Origin of the sequence: Agathobacter sp. LCP21S3_B2 (genome assembly GCF_052118705.1) — a bacterium.
Lineage (GTDB): Bacteria > Bacillota > Clostridia > Lachnospirales > Lachnospiraceae > Roseburia.
In genome coordinates this window covers 60,177-77,433 of record NZ_JBQKGQ010000006.1, presented here as the reverse complement: position 1 = coordinate 77,433, position 17,257 = coordinate 60,177, and the positions used below count along the sequence as shown (strand labels likewise).

The window sequence follows — 17,257 nt, the reverse complement described above, 5'->3', positions numbered from 1 at the left end:
TTTGCGGCTCTATCTTACATAGATAACCATAAAGACAAAAAAAATAGCATCCCACCGCCTAAAGTGAATGCTATTTCACAGCCTTAACTGAGGGCAAATCGGAGTCATATCCGATTCACTTTCTAAGTAGATTATACATGAGGGTACTTGAGAAATCAAGTACCCTTTTTATTAGATATACTCACTTGTGTTTACGATCACACCGTCATATACTGACTGCTTTTTGATAAACTCCGCAGCCTTGTCCACATCTCTGCCGTTTTTGTTCCAGTCCTTTGTGAACTCAACTTTGTCAGCTTCAAGCTCCTTCTCCTGCTTTTGGCTGATGAGCAGAAGTACAAGTATTCCTGCATGGCTTAGGTGCTTGACTACATTTACGAAGTCCTCACCCTCCTTTGGTGCATAGAGATAAGTATGGCGTCCGTCTATATTTAAGGCTTTCTCGACATCCTCCACAAAGCCACGGTTTACACCATCCACTCCGTCTACGAATACGGCGGTGATTGCCTTCTGACCCTTGATTGCAGCTCTTACGTTTCTGTCTACTCTGCCCTCATAGAGGCCGCTTTCCTCTGTGTGTACCTCTTCAACCACACCACAGGCAGATGTCATATCGGTCACACGGTCGATTAAGATAAACTCACCGAGTGTCTTGTGATTTTTGAACTTATCGCAGACTATCTTGTCCGAGAATGCAATCTTTACAACTGCTATCTCGTTCTTTTTGAGCTTATCGGCAGGCTTTTCCTCACCCGTGTTCACATCGATGGTATGCTCTATCTCTGTTACGATGCCCGGTATTGACTTGGTACCAAGCTTGAAGAAGAAATTCTTTCCCTTAAAGAGCTCATCGTCATCCATCCAGAGTATTGTAGCTGTGATAGATGAAGCAACCTTTGCTCCTGAACCGATTGTGAGCACGCAGCCTCTTGATACGTCCACCTCTCTGTCGAGCTGGATTGTAACCGGCTGGCCTGTAAATGCACTATCGCTTAGCTTATCACCCACATGGATGCTCTTTACATGGGCTGTCTCATTGCTTGGCAGTGTGGTAATTTCATCGCCCACCTTTACCTCTCCGGCCTCTATCTGGCCCTGGAAGCCACGGAAGGTGTGGTCAGGACGGCAGACTCTCTGTACAGGCATGTAAAAGCCCTCTTCCTCGTTCTCATCCTTTATGTCAACATCCTCAAGGTATGATAAAAGAGCCGGTCCCTTGTACCATGGGATATTCTCAGACTTTGTTGTGACATTGTCACCCTCTGTTGCAGAAACAGGAATGATTACTACATTTTTGAGTTCAAGCTCCTTTGTAAGCTCAACAATCTGCTTTGTGATTTCATCGAAGCGCTTCTCGTCGTAGCCTACAAGATCCATCTTGTTTACAGCAAATACAAAGTAGTTGATTCCCATGAGCGCGCAGATTCTTGCGTGTCTTCTTGTCTGAACCAATACGCCCTGCTTTGCATCTATTAAAATTACCGCAAGGTCTGCAAAAGATGCACCTACAGCCATGTTTCTTGTGTACTCCTCATGGCCCGGTGTATCTGCCACGATAAAGCTTCTCTTATCTGTTGTGAAGTAACGATAAGCCACATCGATTGTGATTCCCTGCTCTCTCTCTGCCATCAGTCCGTCGAGGAGGAGTGAATAGTCGATGGCGCCGCCACGGCTTCCGACCTTACTGTCAAGCTCCAATGCCTTTTCCTGATCTGCATAGAGCAGCTTTGAATCGTATAATATATGTCCGATCAGAGTTGATTTTCCGTCGTCCACGCTTCCGCATGTAATAAATTTAAGTAATCCGCTCATTTTAGAAATATCCCTCCCTCTTTCTTCTTTCCATGCTGCCTGCCGCCTCGTTGTCTATGACACGGGTGGTTCTCTCTGAGGAAACAGCACTGAGTGTCTCATCAATAATCTCATCAAGTGTATCCGCTGTCGACTCCACACCACCTGTCAGTGGATAGCAGCCGAGAGTTCTGAAACGTACACTCTTCATCTGGATTTTCTCACCCGGACGAAGCTTCATTCTGTCGTCATCTACCATGATGATGTTGCCGTCTCTGTATACAACAGGTCTTTCCTTTGCAAAGTAAAGTGAAGGAATCTCGATATTCTCTCTCTTTATATACTGCCAGATATCCTTCTCTGTCCAGTTTGACAGTGGGAAAACTCGCACCTCCTGGCCCTTTTTGATTCTGGAGTTGTAGAGCTTCCACATCTCCGGGCGCTGGTTCTTTGGATCCCATGCATGGTTTTCATTTCTGAAGGAGAAGATTCGCTCCTTGGCTCTTGATTTCTCCTCGTCTCTTCGGCCGCCGCCAAACGCCGCCGTAAAGCCGTATTTGTCGAGCGCCTGCTTGAGCGCCTGTGTCTTCATGATATCTGTGTATGCTGAGCCGTGGTCAAATGGATTGATGCCCTGCTTTACGCCATCCTGATTTATATATTCAAGCATCTCGATGCCCTTTTCCTTAGCAATGCGATCTCTGAATTCTATCATCTCATGGAATTTCCAAGTTGTATTTACATGTAAAAACGGAAATGGCGGCTTCTCCGGATAAAATGCCTTCATTGCAAGATGAAGCATTACCGAGCTGTCCTTTCCAATTGAGTACAACATAACCGGCTTCTCGCACTCTGCGGCTACTTCACGTATTATGTATATTGCCTCTGCTTCGAGTTCGTCAAGATGTGATAATTCACCCATGTCTGTTACCATCCTTTTCTTTAATATTTATTGGATTCCTTCTTGTTGATAAGAATCTCTTCCTTGCTTCCGTCGCGCTTTTTGATATCCCAGGTCAGCGTGTCCGGTGTGCTTTTTACTGTCATGAGACTTCCCATGCCTCCTATGTCTGCTCCAAGATAAAGAGCAATAGCGCCAAAATGGCATTCCTTGATGCATGAGGCACAGCCCCAGCAGTCCTTAGGATATTTGATAAAGGCTTTTTGCTCTGAGTCCTGATATATCAGGCTTCCGGGGCATACACTTGTACACATGCCACAGCCCTTACACTTTGCTTTATCAATCATTATGCTCATAACGCGCCTCCCTTCCGACAAGCTCTCTGTAAATCATATGAAGCTGCCCGTTTTCGTATCTGGAATTGACGTATTTCATCCAGTCATCACTCTTGTCGGGATAATCCAGATTCTCGGCAAAGCTGTGCCATCTGGTCTCCTTTCTCGCACCAAGATGTGCTATGACCGAAAGACATACCGTAAGCCTCTCCTTAAGCTCATATATGAACATAAGCTCATGCATATCCGATGCATATAAATCACCGGTCAGCTCTATCAGATGATTTATCTTTTCCTTTGCCAGGGCAAGCTGCTTGCCGTTGAACTGATAATGTGTGGAAATACCGCCTGCGTAGTTGTCCATGACCTTCTGCATGGCTTCCTCGATAGCCTCTGTTGTAAACATCTGAGACCTTTCAGTGAGGAAATGGTCGTACTCTGAAGCTTTTGCGTCAAGCGCCTTTTTCTCATCAAATGCCGATGTGTCAGGACTTCCATCGGAGGTATCTGCATCTAGCTTTGAAACCATATCTATCGCAGCGATTTCCCCCTCTACCATGGCTCCTGTAACGTATTTCTGTGGACATCCTCCTGCCACATCTCCAGCGGCATAAAGTCCGTGGATTGTAGTCTCACGCTCGGTATTTACCCAGTAGCCGCTCGCTGTGTGCCCACCTACGATATACGGCTCGGTGCCCTCTATCTCCACATTCTGCTCACTTGGATTCTTACCTGCCTCCACCCACTTGAGTGTCTGGCTTGGTGCCATGTTGAGATATGCCTTTCTTAATGACTCATCCTGCTGTGGAGAGATGCCCTCTGTCCTTAAGTAGCAAGGACCTCTTCCCTCGAGATTTTCCATGACCGTTCCGTATACACGCTCTGATGTGGTGAGGCCGTATTTTGTCTCGTAAACCTCTCCAAGTGAATTGACCTGCTTTGCCCCGACTCCCTGTGCAATTGTTCCTGTCGGTGCGATTGTGTCCTTGCATCTGAGTGCGATAAATCTCATCTCAAAGGTGGTCATCTCAGCTCCGCTTCTTATGCCCATCGCATATCCTGCGCCTGTATTAAACGGCGGATACCACATCTTGTGCCTTGAAAAGCCCGGATTATTTGGTCTGTATAAACCGGCCGCTCCGCCTGTAGCACAGAGTACCTTTTTAGCCCTGATTTCATAGGCTGTCGCATCCTCGATTGAAAATCCGTATGCACCCTTTATGGTGTTGTTCTCAACTATATAGTCCGTGATATTGATTCTGTTTATCACTGTACAGTCCGTAAGCTTTGATACAGCTTCTGCCAAAAGCGGCTTCATGTTCTCGCCGTTTATCTTGATATTACGGTTTCCTCTGGCTACATACTCACCGTTTTCATCCTTTAATATGACAAGTCCAAGCTTTTCCATCTTGTCCGTCACACGGTTTAAGCCCTCTGACATAGTCATGAGTAAGTCTTCCCTTACTATGCCGTCAGCATCCTTTTTTGCGTAGTCTACATAGTCCTCAGGCTTTCTGCCCTTTACTATGTATGCATTTATCGCATTGACACCTGCTGCAAGGCATCCGCTTCGCTTTATGTTCGCTTTCTCTGCAATTATAATCGAATAATCCGATTTCTCACGGATGGTGAGCGCTGCATAACAGCCCGCCGTGCCACCTCCTATTATGAGGATGTCCGTGTGTAGGATTTTTTTGTTTTCTATCTTCATATATCTCCCTCTGCTTCCTCTTTCAATCACAGGCTTTAGACTATTCTTGTATCTAAATGTAGAATACATCCTGCTCCTGCATCTCGCTGTTTTCCATCAGGTATGTTTTCTCTTCATCAAATATATACAGCCTGTAAATCAGCACATGTACTTTCTCGCCGACTGCTATCAGGTCCTTTTCAAGTGAGCGCTCGCCGACCACCTCGATGCCGTTTATGCTGACTGTGATATCCATCCTGTTTCCTCTGAATACCACATCTGTAACGATGCCCTCCTCTGCCGCTGACTGATAGCGGTCTAAGTTGCCACTCTTTGATATCTTGATAAACTCAGGTCTGATTACCGCCTTTTCGGCATTTTCTATCCTGTCAAAACCCTTTAGCCTGTCATAGTTTTCAACGACTGTGGTGTGTCCTATAAACTGCGCCACAAAAGGTGTATCAGGCGACTTGTATATCTCAAGAGGTGTACCCATCTGCTCTATCGTGCCGTGGTTTGTGATAATGATTTCATCTGCCACCTCAACAGCCTCATCCTGGTCATGTGTGACGAAAATGCTTGTGATTCCAAGCTTTTCGACCAGCTCCTTCAGCCAGGTACGAAGCTCACCTCGCACCTTTGCATCTATCGCGGCAAATGGCTCATCCAGTAAAAGCACCTGTGGATTCGGCGCCAGCGCCCTTGCAAATGCCACTCTCTGACGCTGTCCTCCGGAAAGCTGATTCGGATATCTCTTTTCAAGCCCTGACAAGCCTGTCATCTCAAGAAGCTTTGTAACACGCTCCTTTATGAGCTTTTTCGGCATCTTCTGAAGCTCCAGCCCAAATGCCACATTGTCGTATATTGTCATGTATCTAAACAGCGCATAGTTCTGAAACACAAAGCCTATGCCTCTCTTCGAGGCCGGAATATCATTCACTCGCTTTCCATCTATATATATGTCACCTGAATTTGGCGTCTCAAGACCTGCTATCATACGAAGAAGTGTTGTCTTGCCACTGCCGGACGGACCAAGCAGCGCCACAAGCTTTCCCTTTTCCACTCCAAAGCTCACATTATCGGATGCCAGGAAGTCCCCGTATTTTTTGTATATATTTTTCATCTCAACGTACATATACGTTATCTCCTTCCTGCTTTTCCCATGCAGCAGATTTTATTAGTGTAAATCATATTTTCCAAATATATCTCAGTGTAATTTCTTAAATTTATGCTCAACTATATTTCTTGCAAAAAGAATGATTAATGCAATAATTAACAGTATCGACGATACAGCAAATGCCGATGTTATCGAGCTGTCTGTGCCAGACATATACAAGGCATCAATCTCAAGCGGCAGTGTAAATGTCTCGCCTCTTGTCTTCGAGAGCGCATTTACCGCACCGAACTCACCGAGGGCTCTCGCCGTACAGAGTATGATTCCATAAATCAGGCTCCACTTCATCTGCGGAAGTGTTATTTTCCGAAATATCGTAAAGCCGGATGCTCCCATCAGCGCTGCGGCTTCTTCCTCATCCTTTCCCTCTGCATTGAGCACCGGTATGATTTCCCTTGACACATACGGAAACGTGACAAATATCGTAGCAAGCACAACTCCCGGTATTGCAAAGGTGATTCTCACATTCGTGCCGAATATCTCATTGAACCATCTGATAACCGGATAAAACCACCCAAGCCGTCCGAAGGTCATAAGATACGCAAGTCCTACGATGACCGGAGAAATAGAAAACGGTATATCAATAAGTGTTGCAAGCACTTGCTTTCCTTTAAACGAAAACCTGGTCAACAGCCACGCTGTCCATATTCCAAAGAAGGTGTTTATAACTACCGCAAAAACTGTTGCTATCAAAGTCACCTTGAGTGCTGAAAGCACGTAGCTTGTGGAGATAGCTTTCAGATAGAATCCAAGCCCCTCCTTTAAGGCACTTGCCATCACAGAAAAAAGCGGAACTACAAGCATGACAAATATGAAGAGCACCGTGACAGTGACGAGTATTATCTTTGTAATCTTTTTTCTTCTTTCAAGCTTTACCTGTTCGGTCATCGCATTGTGCTCCTTTCCTGTTTGTGTGCATCGCATTTAATTTATATGCAGCCTTCTACAACAAATTAGTGCGCTGTGACTGTTTAACCTGCACTATGTTTACAAATAGCAGCAGTAAAAATGATATGACAAGCATCACAAGTGCTATGGCAGTCGCGCTAGCATAATCTATATAGCTAAGCTTCTGCATGATGACGTATGATACCACCTGAGTCCTATGTCTGGCGCTGTTGCCTGATATGTAGATGACGCTTCCATACTCTCCTATGCCTCTGGCAAAGGCAAGACCAAAGCCTGTTAAGAGTGCCGGGCGAAGCTCCGGAAGTATTACCTTAAAAAATGTCTTAGAGGGTGTGGCGCCAAGCATATAAGCGGCCTCCTCATATGTATTATCCATCTTTTCAAGCACCGGCTGTACAGCTCTTATTACGAAGGGAATGCCTACAAAAACAAGTGCCACAACTATTCCTGCCTGTGTGTAAGCTACATCTATTCCAAGCTTGCCAAGACCCTTACCAAAAAAGCCTGTGCCTGAGTACAGCTTTGAGAGCGTGATGCCCGCAACCGCTGTCGGCAGTGCAAACGGAAGCTCTATAAGTCCGTCAAGCAGCCATTTCCCGGGAAAATCGTACTTTACAAGCGTCCATGCCACGATGAGTCCAAATACCACATTTACGATTGCTGCGATAAATGATGAGGTGATGCTTGTGATAAAGGCATTCCTCACATTCTCCTTCATGATAAGTGCCACAAAATCGCCCGGCGATATCTTTAGCGAATACACAAGCACTGATGCTAACGGAATGAGAACGATGACTGAAAGCATCGTGACCACTATTCCAAGCGAAAGATGGTAGCCCGGTATGACTCTGGTCTTTATGTTCTTTGATTTAGTTTTCTCTTTTGCTGTTTTATCAGTTGCCGTATATTTCATCGAACATTGCTCCATCATCAAAATATGTCTTGTAGGCTTCATTCCATCCGCCGTAATCCTCTATGCTCCAAAGCCTGATATTTAAATCAAACTTGTCGGAAAACCGGTTTAATATATCCTGATTGGTTGGTCTGTAGCCGCTTTCGCCAATCAGCTGCTGTGCCTCATCACTGTATAGATACTGTAGGTATTCTTTGCTTACCTCTTGTGTTCCGTTGCTCTTTGCATTGTCATCCACAATAGCAACAGAGGGCTGCGCTAAGATGCTGACTGACGGATTCACTATCTCATACTTGCCCGGATATGAATCCATGGTCGTAAGTGCCTCGTTTTCCCACGCTATGAGCACATCTCCCTGACCGTTTTCCACAAATGTGGTTGTTGAGCCTCTCGCACCCGAATCCATAATTGTGACATTTTCATACAGCTTCTTCATAAACGATTTCTGTTCCTTCAGGCTGTCATAATTTGTCTTCGCATAGCTTAGCGCCGCAAGAAAATTCCAGCAGGCTCCGCCACTACTCTTTGGATCAGGCGTAATCACATCCACATTCTTTTTCACCAGGTCATCCCAGTCACTTATATGCTTTGGATTGCTCTTTCTTACAAGTAAAACGATTGTTGATGTGTATGGTGCCGAGCTGTCAGAAAACTCATCAATCCAGCCCTTATCAATTAAGCCGGTATTTTGTATCAGGTCTATGTCATGCTCAAGTGCCAGTGTGACAACATCTGCATTACAGCCCTCCACAACCGAGCGCGCCTGTGCTCCCGAGCCGCCATGTGACTGAATCACATTTATCTTTTTGCCGTGCTCGCTCTCATAGTAAGACTCGAATATTTTGTTGTATTTCTCGTAAAACTCTCGTGTCGGATCATACGACACATTGGTTATGGTGACTGTGCCGTCATCCTTCCTGCCTGAGCAGCCTGTCAGAAGAAGCGACAGAATCATCACTGTCGACAGCAGGGCTGCCGTATATTTATGTATGTTTCTCATGTATGTTTCTCATTTTTCATGTTACAGTTTCCGGCAAAGCAAGCTTATGCCGTCAGTTTATATGCCATTAGTTTACTGTAAAAAGCGGTGTGGACAGGTATCTTTCTCCTGTATCCGGAAGCAGCACCACGATATTCTTTCCCTTGTTCTCAGGTCTTTTCGCAAGCTCTGTTGCCGCATATATTGCTGCTCCTGAGGATATGCCAACGAGAAGTCCGTCGCTCTTTGCAACCTCTCTTGCCTTGTCAAAAGCGGCCTCATTCTCCACCGGAATCACCTCATCCACTATATCCATGCGCATGACCTTTGGAATAAAGCCTGCACCGATTCCCTGTATCTTGTGAGGCCCCGGTCTTCCGCCTGAGAGTACCGGTGAGCTCTTTGGTTCAACAGCTACTATCCTTACATCAGGATTATGGTCTCTTAATCCAAGCCCGGTGCCTGTACAGGTGCCGCCTGTTCCGACAGATGATACAAAGATATCTACCTTTCCATCTGTATCCTCCCAGATTTCCTGAGCGGTTGTAGCTCTGTGGATATCCGGATTGGCCTGATTCTCAAACTGCTGTGGAATAAAGGCATTGCCATAATGCTCTTTAAGTCTCTGCGCCTCATCAATTGCACCCTTCATGCCCTCACGCCCCGGTGTGAGCTTTATCTCTGCACCAAGCGCTGTGACGATTTTTCTTCTCTCAACGCTCATGGTATCAGGCATGATAAGTATCAGGTGAAGTCCCTTTGAGGCTGCCACAAATGCAAGTCCGATTCCGGTATTGCCACTTGTCGGCTCTATGATTATTGTGTCCTGATTTATCTTTCCATCCTTTATGCCCTGTTCTATCATAGCTGCCGCCACCCTGTCCTTTACACTTCCAAGTGGATTGAAATACTCCAGCTTTGCTATGATTTTTGCTTCAAGCCCAAGGGCTTTTTCATAATTGGTCAGCTCCAGAAGCGGAGTGTGACCTATCAGCTCAGTGAGCTGCTTTGCAATTTTTGCCATTGATATTACCTCTTTTTTGTTAATGTTTGTTTTGAGTATGTTATGAGTTTGAGCTTAGTTTGTATGGTCAGGATTTCCTACCAATCAAATATGATTTCTAAGTTATTGATATGTTACCACTAATTGATATTTTTGTAAATGTAATTAGGGTTATTAATATTTGTTAGCGGGCTATAAATTTTATTGATAGCAGATAGACGACTGCGCAGCATGAGAAGACACGCCGATATAGAATTTACTATTAAAAAAGAGTTCTATCATTCGCAGACACAAGGTCTGTGAAAAATAGAACTCATTTTGGCTACTCTGCCTGTTCATTTGCTTTATCGGTTCTAGTGATATACTTGATTCCGACAAATGTTCCAATCAGGATAAACACTCCTATTATAAACGGTACTACCGGATTTCTGACAAAGCCTGCTATGATGTAGGTCAGGCATGATATGGCTGCCACAAGCACAGCGTACGGAAGCTGTGTGGATACATGATTCATGTGGTTGCACTGAGCTCCTGCCGATGCCATGATGGTGGTATCAGATATCGGTGAGCAGTGGTCTCCGCATACTGCACCTGCCATGCACGCTGAGATTGAGATAATCATCATCGTATGGTTTGTTCCCGAGAAGATATTTACTACTATCGGTATGAGTATACCGAAGGTGCCCCATGAGGTTCCTGTTGCAAAGGCAAGGAAGGCTCCCACCAGGAATATGATTGCCGGGAACAGTCCAAGCAGTGGTCCCGATACTCCTCCCACTAAGCCTGCGACAAATTCCTTGGCGCCAAGGCTCTCTGTCATGGTCTTTAGTGTCCATGCAAAGGTCAGTATAAGTATTGCAGGTACCATCGCCTTAAAGCCCTCAGGGATTGAATTACAGCAATCCGTAAAGCTTAGTACCCTTCTGATTGAGTAAAAGCATATGGTGATTATCAACGCAAAAAAGCTTCCAAGCATAAGACCGATTGAAGCATCGCTGCCTGCAAACGCATCAACGAAGCCTGTTCCGTCAAAAAAGCCTCCTGTGTATATCATTCCGATGATGCAGCTTATTATGAGCACAAGAACAGGAAATACAAGGTCTATAACCTTCCCCTTGCCCTTTATAACATCCTGCTTTGCCTCCGCATACGGCCTGTCTCCTGTGGTAAACAAATCACCCTTTTGGGCATTGGCTTCATGCTTTGCCATCGGACCGAAATCTACCTGTAAAACAACAAGTGTCACCATAGCGATAATAGTAAAGAGTGCATAGTAATTGTATGGAATGGCCTTTATGAAAACAGAAAAGCCATCCTCTCCCTTTACAAAGCCGGTAACCGCGGCTGCCCACGATGATATAGGTGCAATGATGCATACAGGCGCTGCTGTGGCATCTATCAGATATGCAAGCTTTGCTCTTGAAACCTGATGCTTGTCGGTGACAGGGCGCATCACACTTCCTACTGTCAGACAGTTGAAGTAATCATCTATAAATATGAGTACTCCAAGCATTATAGCTGAAAGCTGGGCACCAATCCTTGTCTTTATGTGCTCACTCGCCCACTCTCCAAAGGCCGCCGAGCCGCCTGCCTTGTTCATCATGCTCACCATAACACCAAGCACGACTAAAAATATCAATATTCCCACATTGTACGAATCCGATAGCACTCCAACAAGTCCGTCCTCGAATATGTGAAGCACTGTTCTCTCAGCCGAAAAACCCGGCTGAAATGCATTTCCATAAAACAGTCCGCCAATCACTATTCCAACGAATAATGAGCTGTAGACCTCTTTTGTGATAAGTGCCAGAACTATAGCCACAACAGGTGGAACAAGTGCCCAGACTGTGGCATACATAGAAGGCACGTATTCTGCTGCCAGAATCATTATTTTCTCCTCCGTCTATCCCTTATGCTCTATCTGTCAACCGCGCCGACAAGCTCTGAAATATCCTTTACTCCATACCTGTCCATATACTCTGCGATGCCATCCACTATCTGCTCTGTGGTCTTTGGATTTACAAAGTTTGCTGTGCCGACTGAAACAGCCGTAGCTCCGGCAAGTATCATCTCTATAGCATCGGCAGCATTTGTGATACCGCCCATTCCGATAATCGGAATATTGACTGCATGTGCTGTCTCGTAAACCATGCGCACTGCAACCGGATGAACCGCCGGACCGCTCATGCCGCCTGTCTTGTTTGCTAACACAAAGCTTCTTCTGTTTATATCAATCTTCATACCTGTAATTGTATTGATGAGCGAAACCGCATCAGCTCCACCGGCCTCTGCCGCCCTTGCTATCTCTGCAATACTTGTGACATTTGGAGAAAGCTTCATGATAACAGGCTGCTTTGCATATTTTTTAATCTCGCTTGTGATTGTCTCAACACCCTTTGGATCTGTTCCGAAGGCAATTCCGCCCTCCTTAACATTAGGGCATGAGATATTTATTTCCATCATATCAATAGGCTCATCCGCAAGACGCTTTACCACATCAAGATACTCGTCAAGCGAATGACCGCAGACATTTACCACAATCCTTGTATCAAACTGCTTTAAAAAAGGAATATCCCTCTTGCAGAAAAGCTCGATGCCGGGATTTTGAAGTCCGACTGCATTGAGCATGCCGCCGTACACCTCTGCTACTCTCGGTGTAGGATTACCCTCCCACGGCTTATTCGCAACACCCTTTGTAGTGACTGCACCAAGTCTGTTTAAATCAACAAACTCGCTGTACTCTGCACCGGAGCCGAATGTGCCGGATGCAACTGTAACAGGATTTTTCCACTCAACACCGGCCACATTTACTGACATATTACTCATTACAGCTCCACCTCCTTCGCATCAAAAACAGGTCCCTCTTTGCATATACGCTTGTTGTTTACATTGCTGTGGGCATCCTTGTCCTTTGTTTTGCATACGCACGCAAGGCATGCACCGATTCCACATGCCATGCGCTCCTCCATTGATATAAAGCAGTCCATATCATGCTCTGCAGCGTAAGCCTTGAGTGCACGAAGCATAGGCATAGGTCCACATGCATAAATCACGTCTGCCTCAAGAGCATTCTCCTTTATTGCATCAATGACATTGCCCTTTGTGCCGACACTGCCGTCCTCTGTAGCTACAAAGGAAGCTGCCTGTTCCTTAAACTCATCGAGCAGGAAGGTATTCTCATCGCGATAGCCCATGACGATGTTCATATCGCATACTGCTGTTTTAATTTCTGCACCTTCCATTGCTGCCTGTCCCGAATTTTTTTCTTCACCTGATGTCTGCACAATGCCTGCATTTATATCCTTGGCAAGCTGCAGCATAGGCGGCACTCCGATTCCTCCTCCGATAAGAAATGCCTTCTTTCCCGGCTGTACTGTAAAGCCGTTTCCAAGAGGTCCTAAAATCCTTACCTTATCGCCCCTTACAAGCTTTGAAAACTCCTCTGTTCCCGTGCCTTCACCTGTCACACGGTACACGAGACGAATTGTGTCATCATCTCTGTTTATGCCGCAAAGGCTTATCGGACGCGGAAGCAGCTTACTCTTGTCGTTTGAGTAAACCGATACAAACTGTCCCGCCTTTGCTGCCTTTGCAATTTTGTCTGTCTTAAGTGTGAGGTCGTAGATGCCATTGCCGAGTGAGCTCTGGTCAACTACAACTGCAATCTCCTCAAATTTCTCTGCCATTTTATCTCCCTGGTTTCGTTTGTTAATATATTTAAGCTTTCTGAATAACTTATTAACGATTTGCAAGTGCTCCTGAGATATCCTCAATCATATCCTCAACAGCCTTGCGTGATGCATCTGCAAAATTCTCTGCTGTGATGCCCATATCCTTATACTTATCCTGCTTGTATGCGCAGATGATTCCACGTGATGAATTGACAATTGCACCAAGTCCGTCCTCATTGAAGAAATGAACAAGGTCTGCACCCTTGCCTCCCTGTGCGCCGTAGCCCGGTACGAGGATGAAGCTCTTTGGCATTACCTTACGAAGAATCTTACCCTGCTCAGGGTATGTTGCACCGACAACCGCACCTACATAGCTGTATGAATCACCCATGCAGTCAGCTCCCCACTCTGCAACCTTCTCACCTACCCACTCATATAATGGGCGTCCGTCAATCATACGGTCCTGAAACTCTCCACTTGATGGATTAGATGTCTTTACAAGAATGAAGATACCCTTCTTCTCCTCCTTGCATACATCTACGAATGGCTTGATACCGTCTGTTCCAAGGTATGGATTGACAGTGGCAAAATCCTCATCAAAGGTAGAATAGATCTTGCTGCCGATCTGTACCTTTCCGAGATGTCCTGTGGCGTATGCAGCCGATGTTGAGCCGATATCTCCACGTTTTACATCTCCGATAACCACGAGATCCTTCTTGTGACAGTAATCCACTGTCTTCTGGAATGCCTTAAGGCCCTCCACTCCAAACTGCTCATACATGGCAATCTGTGGCTTTACAGCCGGAATCAGGTCATATGTGGCATCCACAATAGCCTTGTTGTACTGCCAAATAGCCTCCGCTGCACCGGCCGGTGTCTCTCCAAGCTCATCAAATGCCTTCTTTGTAATGTGCTCAGGCACATATGAAAGCATCGGGTCGAGCCCTACTACGATAGGTGCGTTTGTTTTCTTGATTTTGTCTACTAATTTGTTGATCATTCTTTCGTCCTCTTTATGCGTATTTTATTATACAGACAGTTATTGTGATTATTAAATATCTGCATACAGTTATAAATATTTTATAGTATAAACTAAATTCTTGCAACCAAAAATATAATAGCAGGGAGTATAGCATTAATTGTTGCTATACTCCCTGCTAATTTCACCTTTACAGCTTCCATTTTTCTATCTCACACAGATGTTCTTTTGTCTTTTTATCGTAATTTATTCCAACAAGAAGCAAATTACCCTTATAATCCTTCAAGGCTTCCACATACTGTCTCGACTTTAACTGTGAAATGGCACCATCAACATTCTTATCATTATACCGTAAAATAGATATCTCATTATGTGCCTTATCAATTCCGTCAGCAACCGCAGCACCATTCATATTCCACAAACTCTCAAGCAATTTTTGTGATGCTTTTATTGATTTTGATACTTCATCCCAATCCATTGTACTAATTGCATTAAGATATTCCTTTGACACCTCTCGATTTGGAATTGAAACCTCTTCCGTCTCACTATCATATGTCAGGTAGCCAAGATGTACTAAAAGTGTAAGCACATCATCCTTTGTGGCAAATGATGTCATGTCATTTTCAAATGTGCCTGTATTTATTTTCTCACTTTCACCGGCAAGCATTTTAATCACGGCATCTTTTAGACCATCCATATTCATTTGAATATAAACCTTGAGAGCCTCGTAAGTTTCAGTCTGATTCCTTGTAATTGTCCAGTCTGCAGCTCAAATTTAATACTTTGCTTTTTTCTTGCGACCTCGCTTTTTAGCAGGAGTTTCAGGAAGTGGATTTTCCTCATATGCAGTTTTGATGATGGCATCATACTCCATATCAGTTACGTTTTTATTATAATTGCTATACATTACTTTTTCAAAAGTTAATCGTGCTACAATTCCTTATTTTTCATTGCGGCCACGCTGGCACTGCAGGATATGCCAAGCACAAGCAGTGCCACACCAAAGGCCAGAAGTTCAAGCATTCCAAGCTTCATGCCCGACAAGGAATCCAGCAACTGACCCAAAGACATTCCACGTGTACCCAAAAAACGATCACATAAATATACAATGGCGATACACGCACTCATAACAACCATCATTACAATAGTTCCCTTTTCCCGTCCAAAGATCAACGGAAATGGTATCATAACGGACAACATCAGCATAAAGAGTGGAATAAAAATCGGACAGACAATCAGAATTTCCCTCACTGACACCCCCGTTGTAAAAAGACTTTGAACAAGCATAACCACAAGTCCCACCAACCAGCCTGTCCCGCAGACCAGCAACCCAAACACATACTTTTCAATCGCATATGTTTTACGCTCCACTGGAAGTGTAAATATAAACGGCAACGTATTATCGTACTCATCGTAACTTAAAGTGTTCAGCACCAGGAAGGCACCTACGAATGTCAGATACCCAAACACAAAGCTTCCGTCCGTGTTCATATTCAGAAAGAATGCCAGCAAAAGCATAATCACCAAAAATTTCTTTTGCTGTAGTATCTGCCGTAAATCTTTTACTAATAATCCTCTCATCTCATTGCTCCTTTCCTGATTTCCGCACCATTTGCCATCATTACGATCAAATCGTCAATTCCGCCCTTTTCTATCACAATATCCGGATAATTCTCTGCATAATACTGTTTCTCATTGGTAAGACAGGAATATCCATATGCCTCCTCCTTACTCCGAAGCAGATATTGCCGATCTATCTTCTCGTACTGTTCTTTGCTGAGCTTCAGCATCGCATAACTGCTAAGAAGAACATCCGTCTCCTCGTGCAGAAGAATCTTCCCATGATCGATCATATAGAGATCATCACACAGCGACTCCAGATCAGATGAAATATGGGAGCTGATCAGAATAGAACGGTTCCCTTCCTCCATATATCTGCGCAGCAGATCAAGAATTTCATCTCTTGCCACCACATCCAGCCCCACCGTCGGCTCATCCAGAATCAACAGGGATGCCTCATGGCTCATTGCAATCAGAACCTTGAGTTTTGCCTTCATTCCTGTGGAAAAATCTTTGATTTTCTTATCAAACGGCAGTTCCGAACGACTACATTCATCTAAAAATACGCTCTTATCAAACTTATCATACATATTATCTAATATAATCGCGATATCTTTTACCGAAAGAAACGAGCTAAAGCCTGAATCGGCCATAACTACTCCAATTCCCTGGCGATCAGCTGCCGTAAGCTGCTCAATTGGCTTTCCTAAAATTTTTACGCTTCCACCATCCGTACGGATCAAACCAAGTGCAGCCTTAAAAGCAGTGCTCTTTCCGGCTCCGTTTTTTCCAATCAGTCCCGTTACACATCCAGACTTTATTTCCATGTCACATTCCAGAGTGAACGCTCCATATCTTTTGACTAGATGATCAATTTTCAGCATAGTTATTCCTCCATAATAATCTCAAATAATTCCCTGATTTCCTCATCACTGATTCCACTTCTTCTTCCCTTTTCCACCGCCTGCTCCAGATTTGCCTCAAGCTCCTTACGATGTTCCTCTTTCAGCAGTTCTTGATTGGTAGCTGCCACGTAGGTTCCCTTTCCATGTACCGTAATGGTAAAACCTTCCTCTTCCAGAAAATCATAGGCTTTCTTCACTGTAAGTGCACTGATTTTAAGTTCCCGTGACAGCACTCTAACCGATGGAAGAGCGGTATTCTCAACCAGTTCTCCGCTTACAATTGCAGCTTTAATCTGATCCATAATCTGTTCATACAAAGGGATCATGGATGAATTGTTAATTATAATATGCATATTATGTTCCTCCATATATAACAGTATATAACACCATTATACTGTTGTCAACTGTTATACACTGTTTATTGTTTTTAAATTACATATTTATTAC

18 protein-coding genes are annotated in these 17,257 nt (G+C 44.5%); all 18 read right to left on the bottom strand.

What is annotated here, in order from left to right:
- Window positions 1-171: 171 nt before the first annotated feature.
- A complete protein-coding gene (locus ACTQ1L_RS05985; RefSeq protein ID WP_441365967.1) occupies window positions 172-1,812 on the bottom strand; it encodes a sulfate adenylyltransferase subunit 1 in 1,641 nt (546 codons plus the stop codon).
- Window position 1,813: 1 nt separating this feature from the next.
- Complete coding sequence (gene cysD, locus ACTQ1L_RS05980) at window positions 1,814-2,713, bottom strand: sulfate adenylyltransferase subunit CysD (RefSeq protein WP_022292454.1); 900 nt, start codon at window positions 2,711-2,713, stop codon at window positions 1,814-1,816.
- A 20-nt stretch (window positions 2,714-2,733) separates the two neighbouring features.
- Entirely contained in the window at window positions 2,734-3,048 is a 315-nt protein-coding gene (locus ACTQ1L_RS05975; protein ID WP_118369462.1) for a 4Fe-4S dicluster domain-containing protein, read from the bottom strand.
- Window positions 3,032-4,738 carry an adenylyl-sulfate reductase subunit alpha gene (locus ACTQ1L_RS05970; RefSeq protein ID WP_306772586.1) on the bottom strand — a complete coding sequence of 569 codons (1,707 nt, stop codon included), beginning with the start codon at window positions 4,736-4,738 and terminating at the stop codon, window positions 3,032-3,034. Before ACTQ1L_RS05970 ends, ACTQ1L_RS05975 begins: the two co-directional genes overlap by 17 nt.
- Window positions 4,739-4,790: 52 nt before the next feature.
- Window positions 4,791-5,852: an ABC transporter ATP-binding protein gene (locus ACTQ1L_RS05965; protein WP_441365965.1), complete on the bottom strand. Its 1,062-nt coding sequence runs from the start codon at window positions 5,850-5,852 to the stop codon at window positions 4,791-4,793.
- 72 nt (window positions 5,853-5,924) lie between these two features.
- Window positions 5,925-6,779: a sulfate ABC transporter permease gene (locus ACTQ1L_RS05960; protein ID WP_015517339.1), complete on the bottom strand. Its 855-nt coding sequence runs from the start codon at window positions 6,777-6,779 to the stop codon at window positions 5,925-5,927.
- A 55-nt stretch (window positions 6,780-6,834) separates the two neighbouring features.
- On the bottom strand, window positions 6,835-7,713 hold the full coding sequence (cysT, locus tag ACTQ1L_RS05955; protein ID WP_015517338.1) for a sulfate ABC transporter permease subunit CysT: 879 nt from the start codon (window positions 7,711-7,713) through the stop codon (window positions 6,835-6,837).
- Complete coding sequence (locus ACTQ1L_RS05950) at window positions 7,694-8,713, bottom strand: sulfate ABC transporter substrate-binding protein (RefSeq protein ID WP_321111962.1); 1,020 nt, start codon at window positions 8,711-8,713, stop codon at window positions 7,694-7,696. Before ACTQ1L_RS05950 ends, cysT begins: the two co-directional genes overlap by 20 nt.
- Before the next feature lie 67 nt (window positions 8,714-8,780).
- Window positions 8,781-9,716: a cysteine synthase A gene (gene cysK / locus ACTQ1L_RS05945; protein ID WP_015517336.1), complete on the bottom strand. Its 936-nt coding sequence runs from the start codon at window positions 9,714-9,716 to the stop codon at window positions 8,781-8,783.
- 301 nt (window positions 9,717-10,017) lie between these two features.
- Window positions 10,018-11,583: a Na+/H+ antiporter NhaC family protein gene (locus tag ACTQ1L_RS05940; protein WP_441365961.1), complete on the bottom strand. Its 1,566-nt coding sequence runs from the start codon at window positions 11,581-11,583 to the stop codon at window positions 10,018-10,020.
- Window positions 11,584-11,612: 29 nt separating this feature from the next.
- Window positions 11,613-12,521, bottom strand: coding sequence for a dihydroorotate dehydrogenase (locus tag ACTQ1L_RS05935; protein WP_012743303.1), 909 nt, complete (start codon window positions 12,519-12,521; stop codon window positions 11,613-11,615).
- On the bottom strand, window positions 12,521-13,381 hold the full coding sequence (locus ACTQ1L_RS05930) for a dihydroorotate dehydrogenase electron transfer subunit (protein ID WP_055161603.1): 861 nt from the start codon (window positions 13,379-13,381) through the stop codon (window positions 12,521-12,523). The genes ACTQ1L_RS05935 and ACTQ1L_RS05930 overlap by 1 nt, the downstream gene beginning before the upstream one ends.
- A 52-nt stretch (window positions 13,382-13,433) precedes the next feature.
- Window positions 13,434-14,366, bottom strand: coding sequence for an orotidine-5'-phosphate decarboxylase (gene pyrF, locus ACTQ1L_RS05925; protein ID WP_441365960.1), 933 nt, complete (start codon window positions 14,364-14,366; stop codon window positions 13,434-13,436).
- A 169-nt stretch (window positions 14,367-14,535) separates the two neighbouring features.
- Window positions 14,536-15,048: a hypothetical protein gene (locus ACTQ1L_RS05920; protein WP_441365959.1), complete on the bottom strand. Its 513-nt coding sequence runs from the start codon at window positions 15,046-15,048 to the stop codon at window positions 14,536-14,538.
- 72 nt (window positions 15,049-15,120) lie between these two features.
- A complete protein-coding gene (locus ACTQ1L_RS05915; RefSeq protein ID WP_441365958.1) occupies window positions 15,121-15,252 on the bottom strand; it encodes a hypothetical protein in 132 nt (43 codons plus the stop codon).
- 23 nt (window positions 15,253-15,275) lie between these two features.
- The gene (locus ACTQ1L_RS05910) at window positions 15,276-15,926 is read right to left on the bottom strand and encodes an ABC-2 transporter permease (protein ID WP_441365956.1); all 651 of its coding nucleotides are present in this window, start codon (window positions 15,924-15,926) and stop codon (window positions 15,276-15,278) included.
- On the bottom strand, window positions 15,923-16,789 hold the full coding sequence (locus ACTQ1L_RS05905; RefSeq protein ID WP_441365954.1) for an ATP-binding cassette domain-containing protein: 867 nt from the start codon (window positions 16,787-16,789) through the stop codon (window positions 15,923-15,925). The genes ACTQ1L_RS05910 and ACTQ1L_RS05905 overlap by 4 nt, the downstream gene beginning before the upstream one ends.
- 2 nt (window positions 16,790-16,791) lie before the next feature.
- The gene (locus ACTQ1L_RS05900; protein WP_441365952.1) at window positions 16,792-17,163 is read right to left on the bottom strand and encodes a GntR family transcriptional regulator; all 372 of its coding nucleotides are present in this window, start codon (window positions 17,161-17,163) and stop codon (window positions 16,792-16,794) included.
- Window positions 17,164-17,257 lie beyond the last annotated feature (94 nt).

What these genes read in the sequence shown, in the direction of transcription:
- cysT (WP_015517338.1), bottom strand. Translation starts at nt 7,713, where the DNA reads ATGAAATATACGGCAACTGATAAAACAGCAAAAGAGAAAACTAAATCA.
- ACTQ1L_RS05975 (WP_118369462.1), bottom strand. Translation starts at nt 3,048, where the DNA reads ATGAGCATAATGATTGATAAAGCAAAGTGTAAGGGCTGTGGCATGTGT.
- pyrF (WP_441365960.1), bottom strand. Translation starts at nt 14,366, where the DNA reads ATGATCAACAAATTAGTAGACAAAATCAAGAAAACAAACGCACCTATC.
- ACTQ1L_RS05910 (WP_441365956.1), bottom strand. Translation starts at nt 15,926, where the DNA reads ATGAGAGGATTATTAGTAAAAGATTTACGGCAGATACTACAGCAAAAG.
- ACTQ1L_RS05915 (WP_441365958.1), bottom strand. Translation starts at nt 15,252, where the DNA reads ATGTATAGCAATTATAATAAAAACGTAACTGATATGGAGTATGATGCC.
- cysK (WP_015517336.1), bottom strand. Translation starts at nt 9,716, where the DNA reads ATGGCAAAAATTGCAAAGCAGCTCACTGAGCTGATAGGTCACACTCCG.
- ACTQ1L_RS05920 (WP_441365959.1), bottom strand. Translation starts at nt 15,048, where the DNA reads ATGAATATGGATGGTCTAAAAGATGCCGTGATTAAAATGCTTGCCGGT.
- ACTQ1L_RS05985 (WP_441365967.1), bottom strand. Translation starts at nt 1,812, where the DNA reads ATGAGCGGATTACTTAAATTTATTACATGCGGAAGCGTGGACGACGGA.
- ACTQ1L_RS05940 (WP_441365961.1), bottom strand. Translation starts at nt 11,583, where the DNA reads ATGATTCTGGCAGCAGAATACGTGCCTTCTATGTATGCCACAGTCTGG.
- ACTQ1L_RS05950 (WP_321111962.1), bottom strand. Translation starts at nt 8,713, where the DNA reads ATGAGAAACATACATAAATATACGGCAGCCCTGCTGTCGACAGTGATG.
- ACTQ1L_RS05960 (WP_015517339.1), bottom strand. Translation starts at nt 6,779, where the DNA reads ATGACCGAACAGGTAAAGCTTGAAAGAAGAAAAAAGATTACAAAGATA.
- ACTQ1L_RS05970 (WP_306772586.1), bottom strand. Translation starts at nt 4,738, where the DNA reads ATGAAGATAGAAAACAAAAAAATCCTACACACGGACATCCTCATAATA.
- cysD (WP_022292454.1), bottom strand. Translation starts at nt 2,713, where the DNA reads ATGGGTGAATTATCACATCTTGACGAACTCGAAGCAGAGGCAATATAC.
- ACTQ1L_RS05930 (WP_055161603.1), bottom strand. Translation starts at nt 13,381, where the DNA reads ATGGCAGAGAAATTTGAGGAGATTGCAGTTGTAGTTGACCAGAGCTCA.
- ACTQ1L_RS05965 (WP_441365965.1), bottom strand. Translation starts at nt 5,852, where the DNA reads ATGTACGTTGAGATGAAAAATATATACAAAAAATACGGGGACTTCCTG.
- ACTQ1L_RS05900 (WP_441365952.1), bottom strand. Translation starts at nt 17,163, where the DNA reads ATGCATATTATAATTAACAATTCATCCATGATCCCTTTGTATGAACAG.
- ACTQ1L_RS05905 (WP_441365954.1), bottom strand. Translation starts at nt 16,789, where the DNA reads ATGCTGAAAATTGATCATCTAGTCAAAAGATATGGAGCGTTCACTCTG.
- ACTQ1L_RS05935 (WP_012743303.1), bottom strand. Translation starts at nt 12,521, where the DNA reads ATGAGTAATATGTCAGTAAATGTGGCCGGTGTTGAGTGGAAAAATCCT.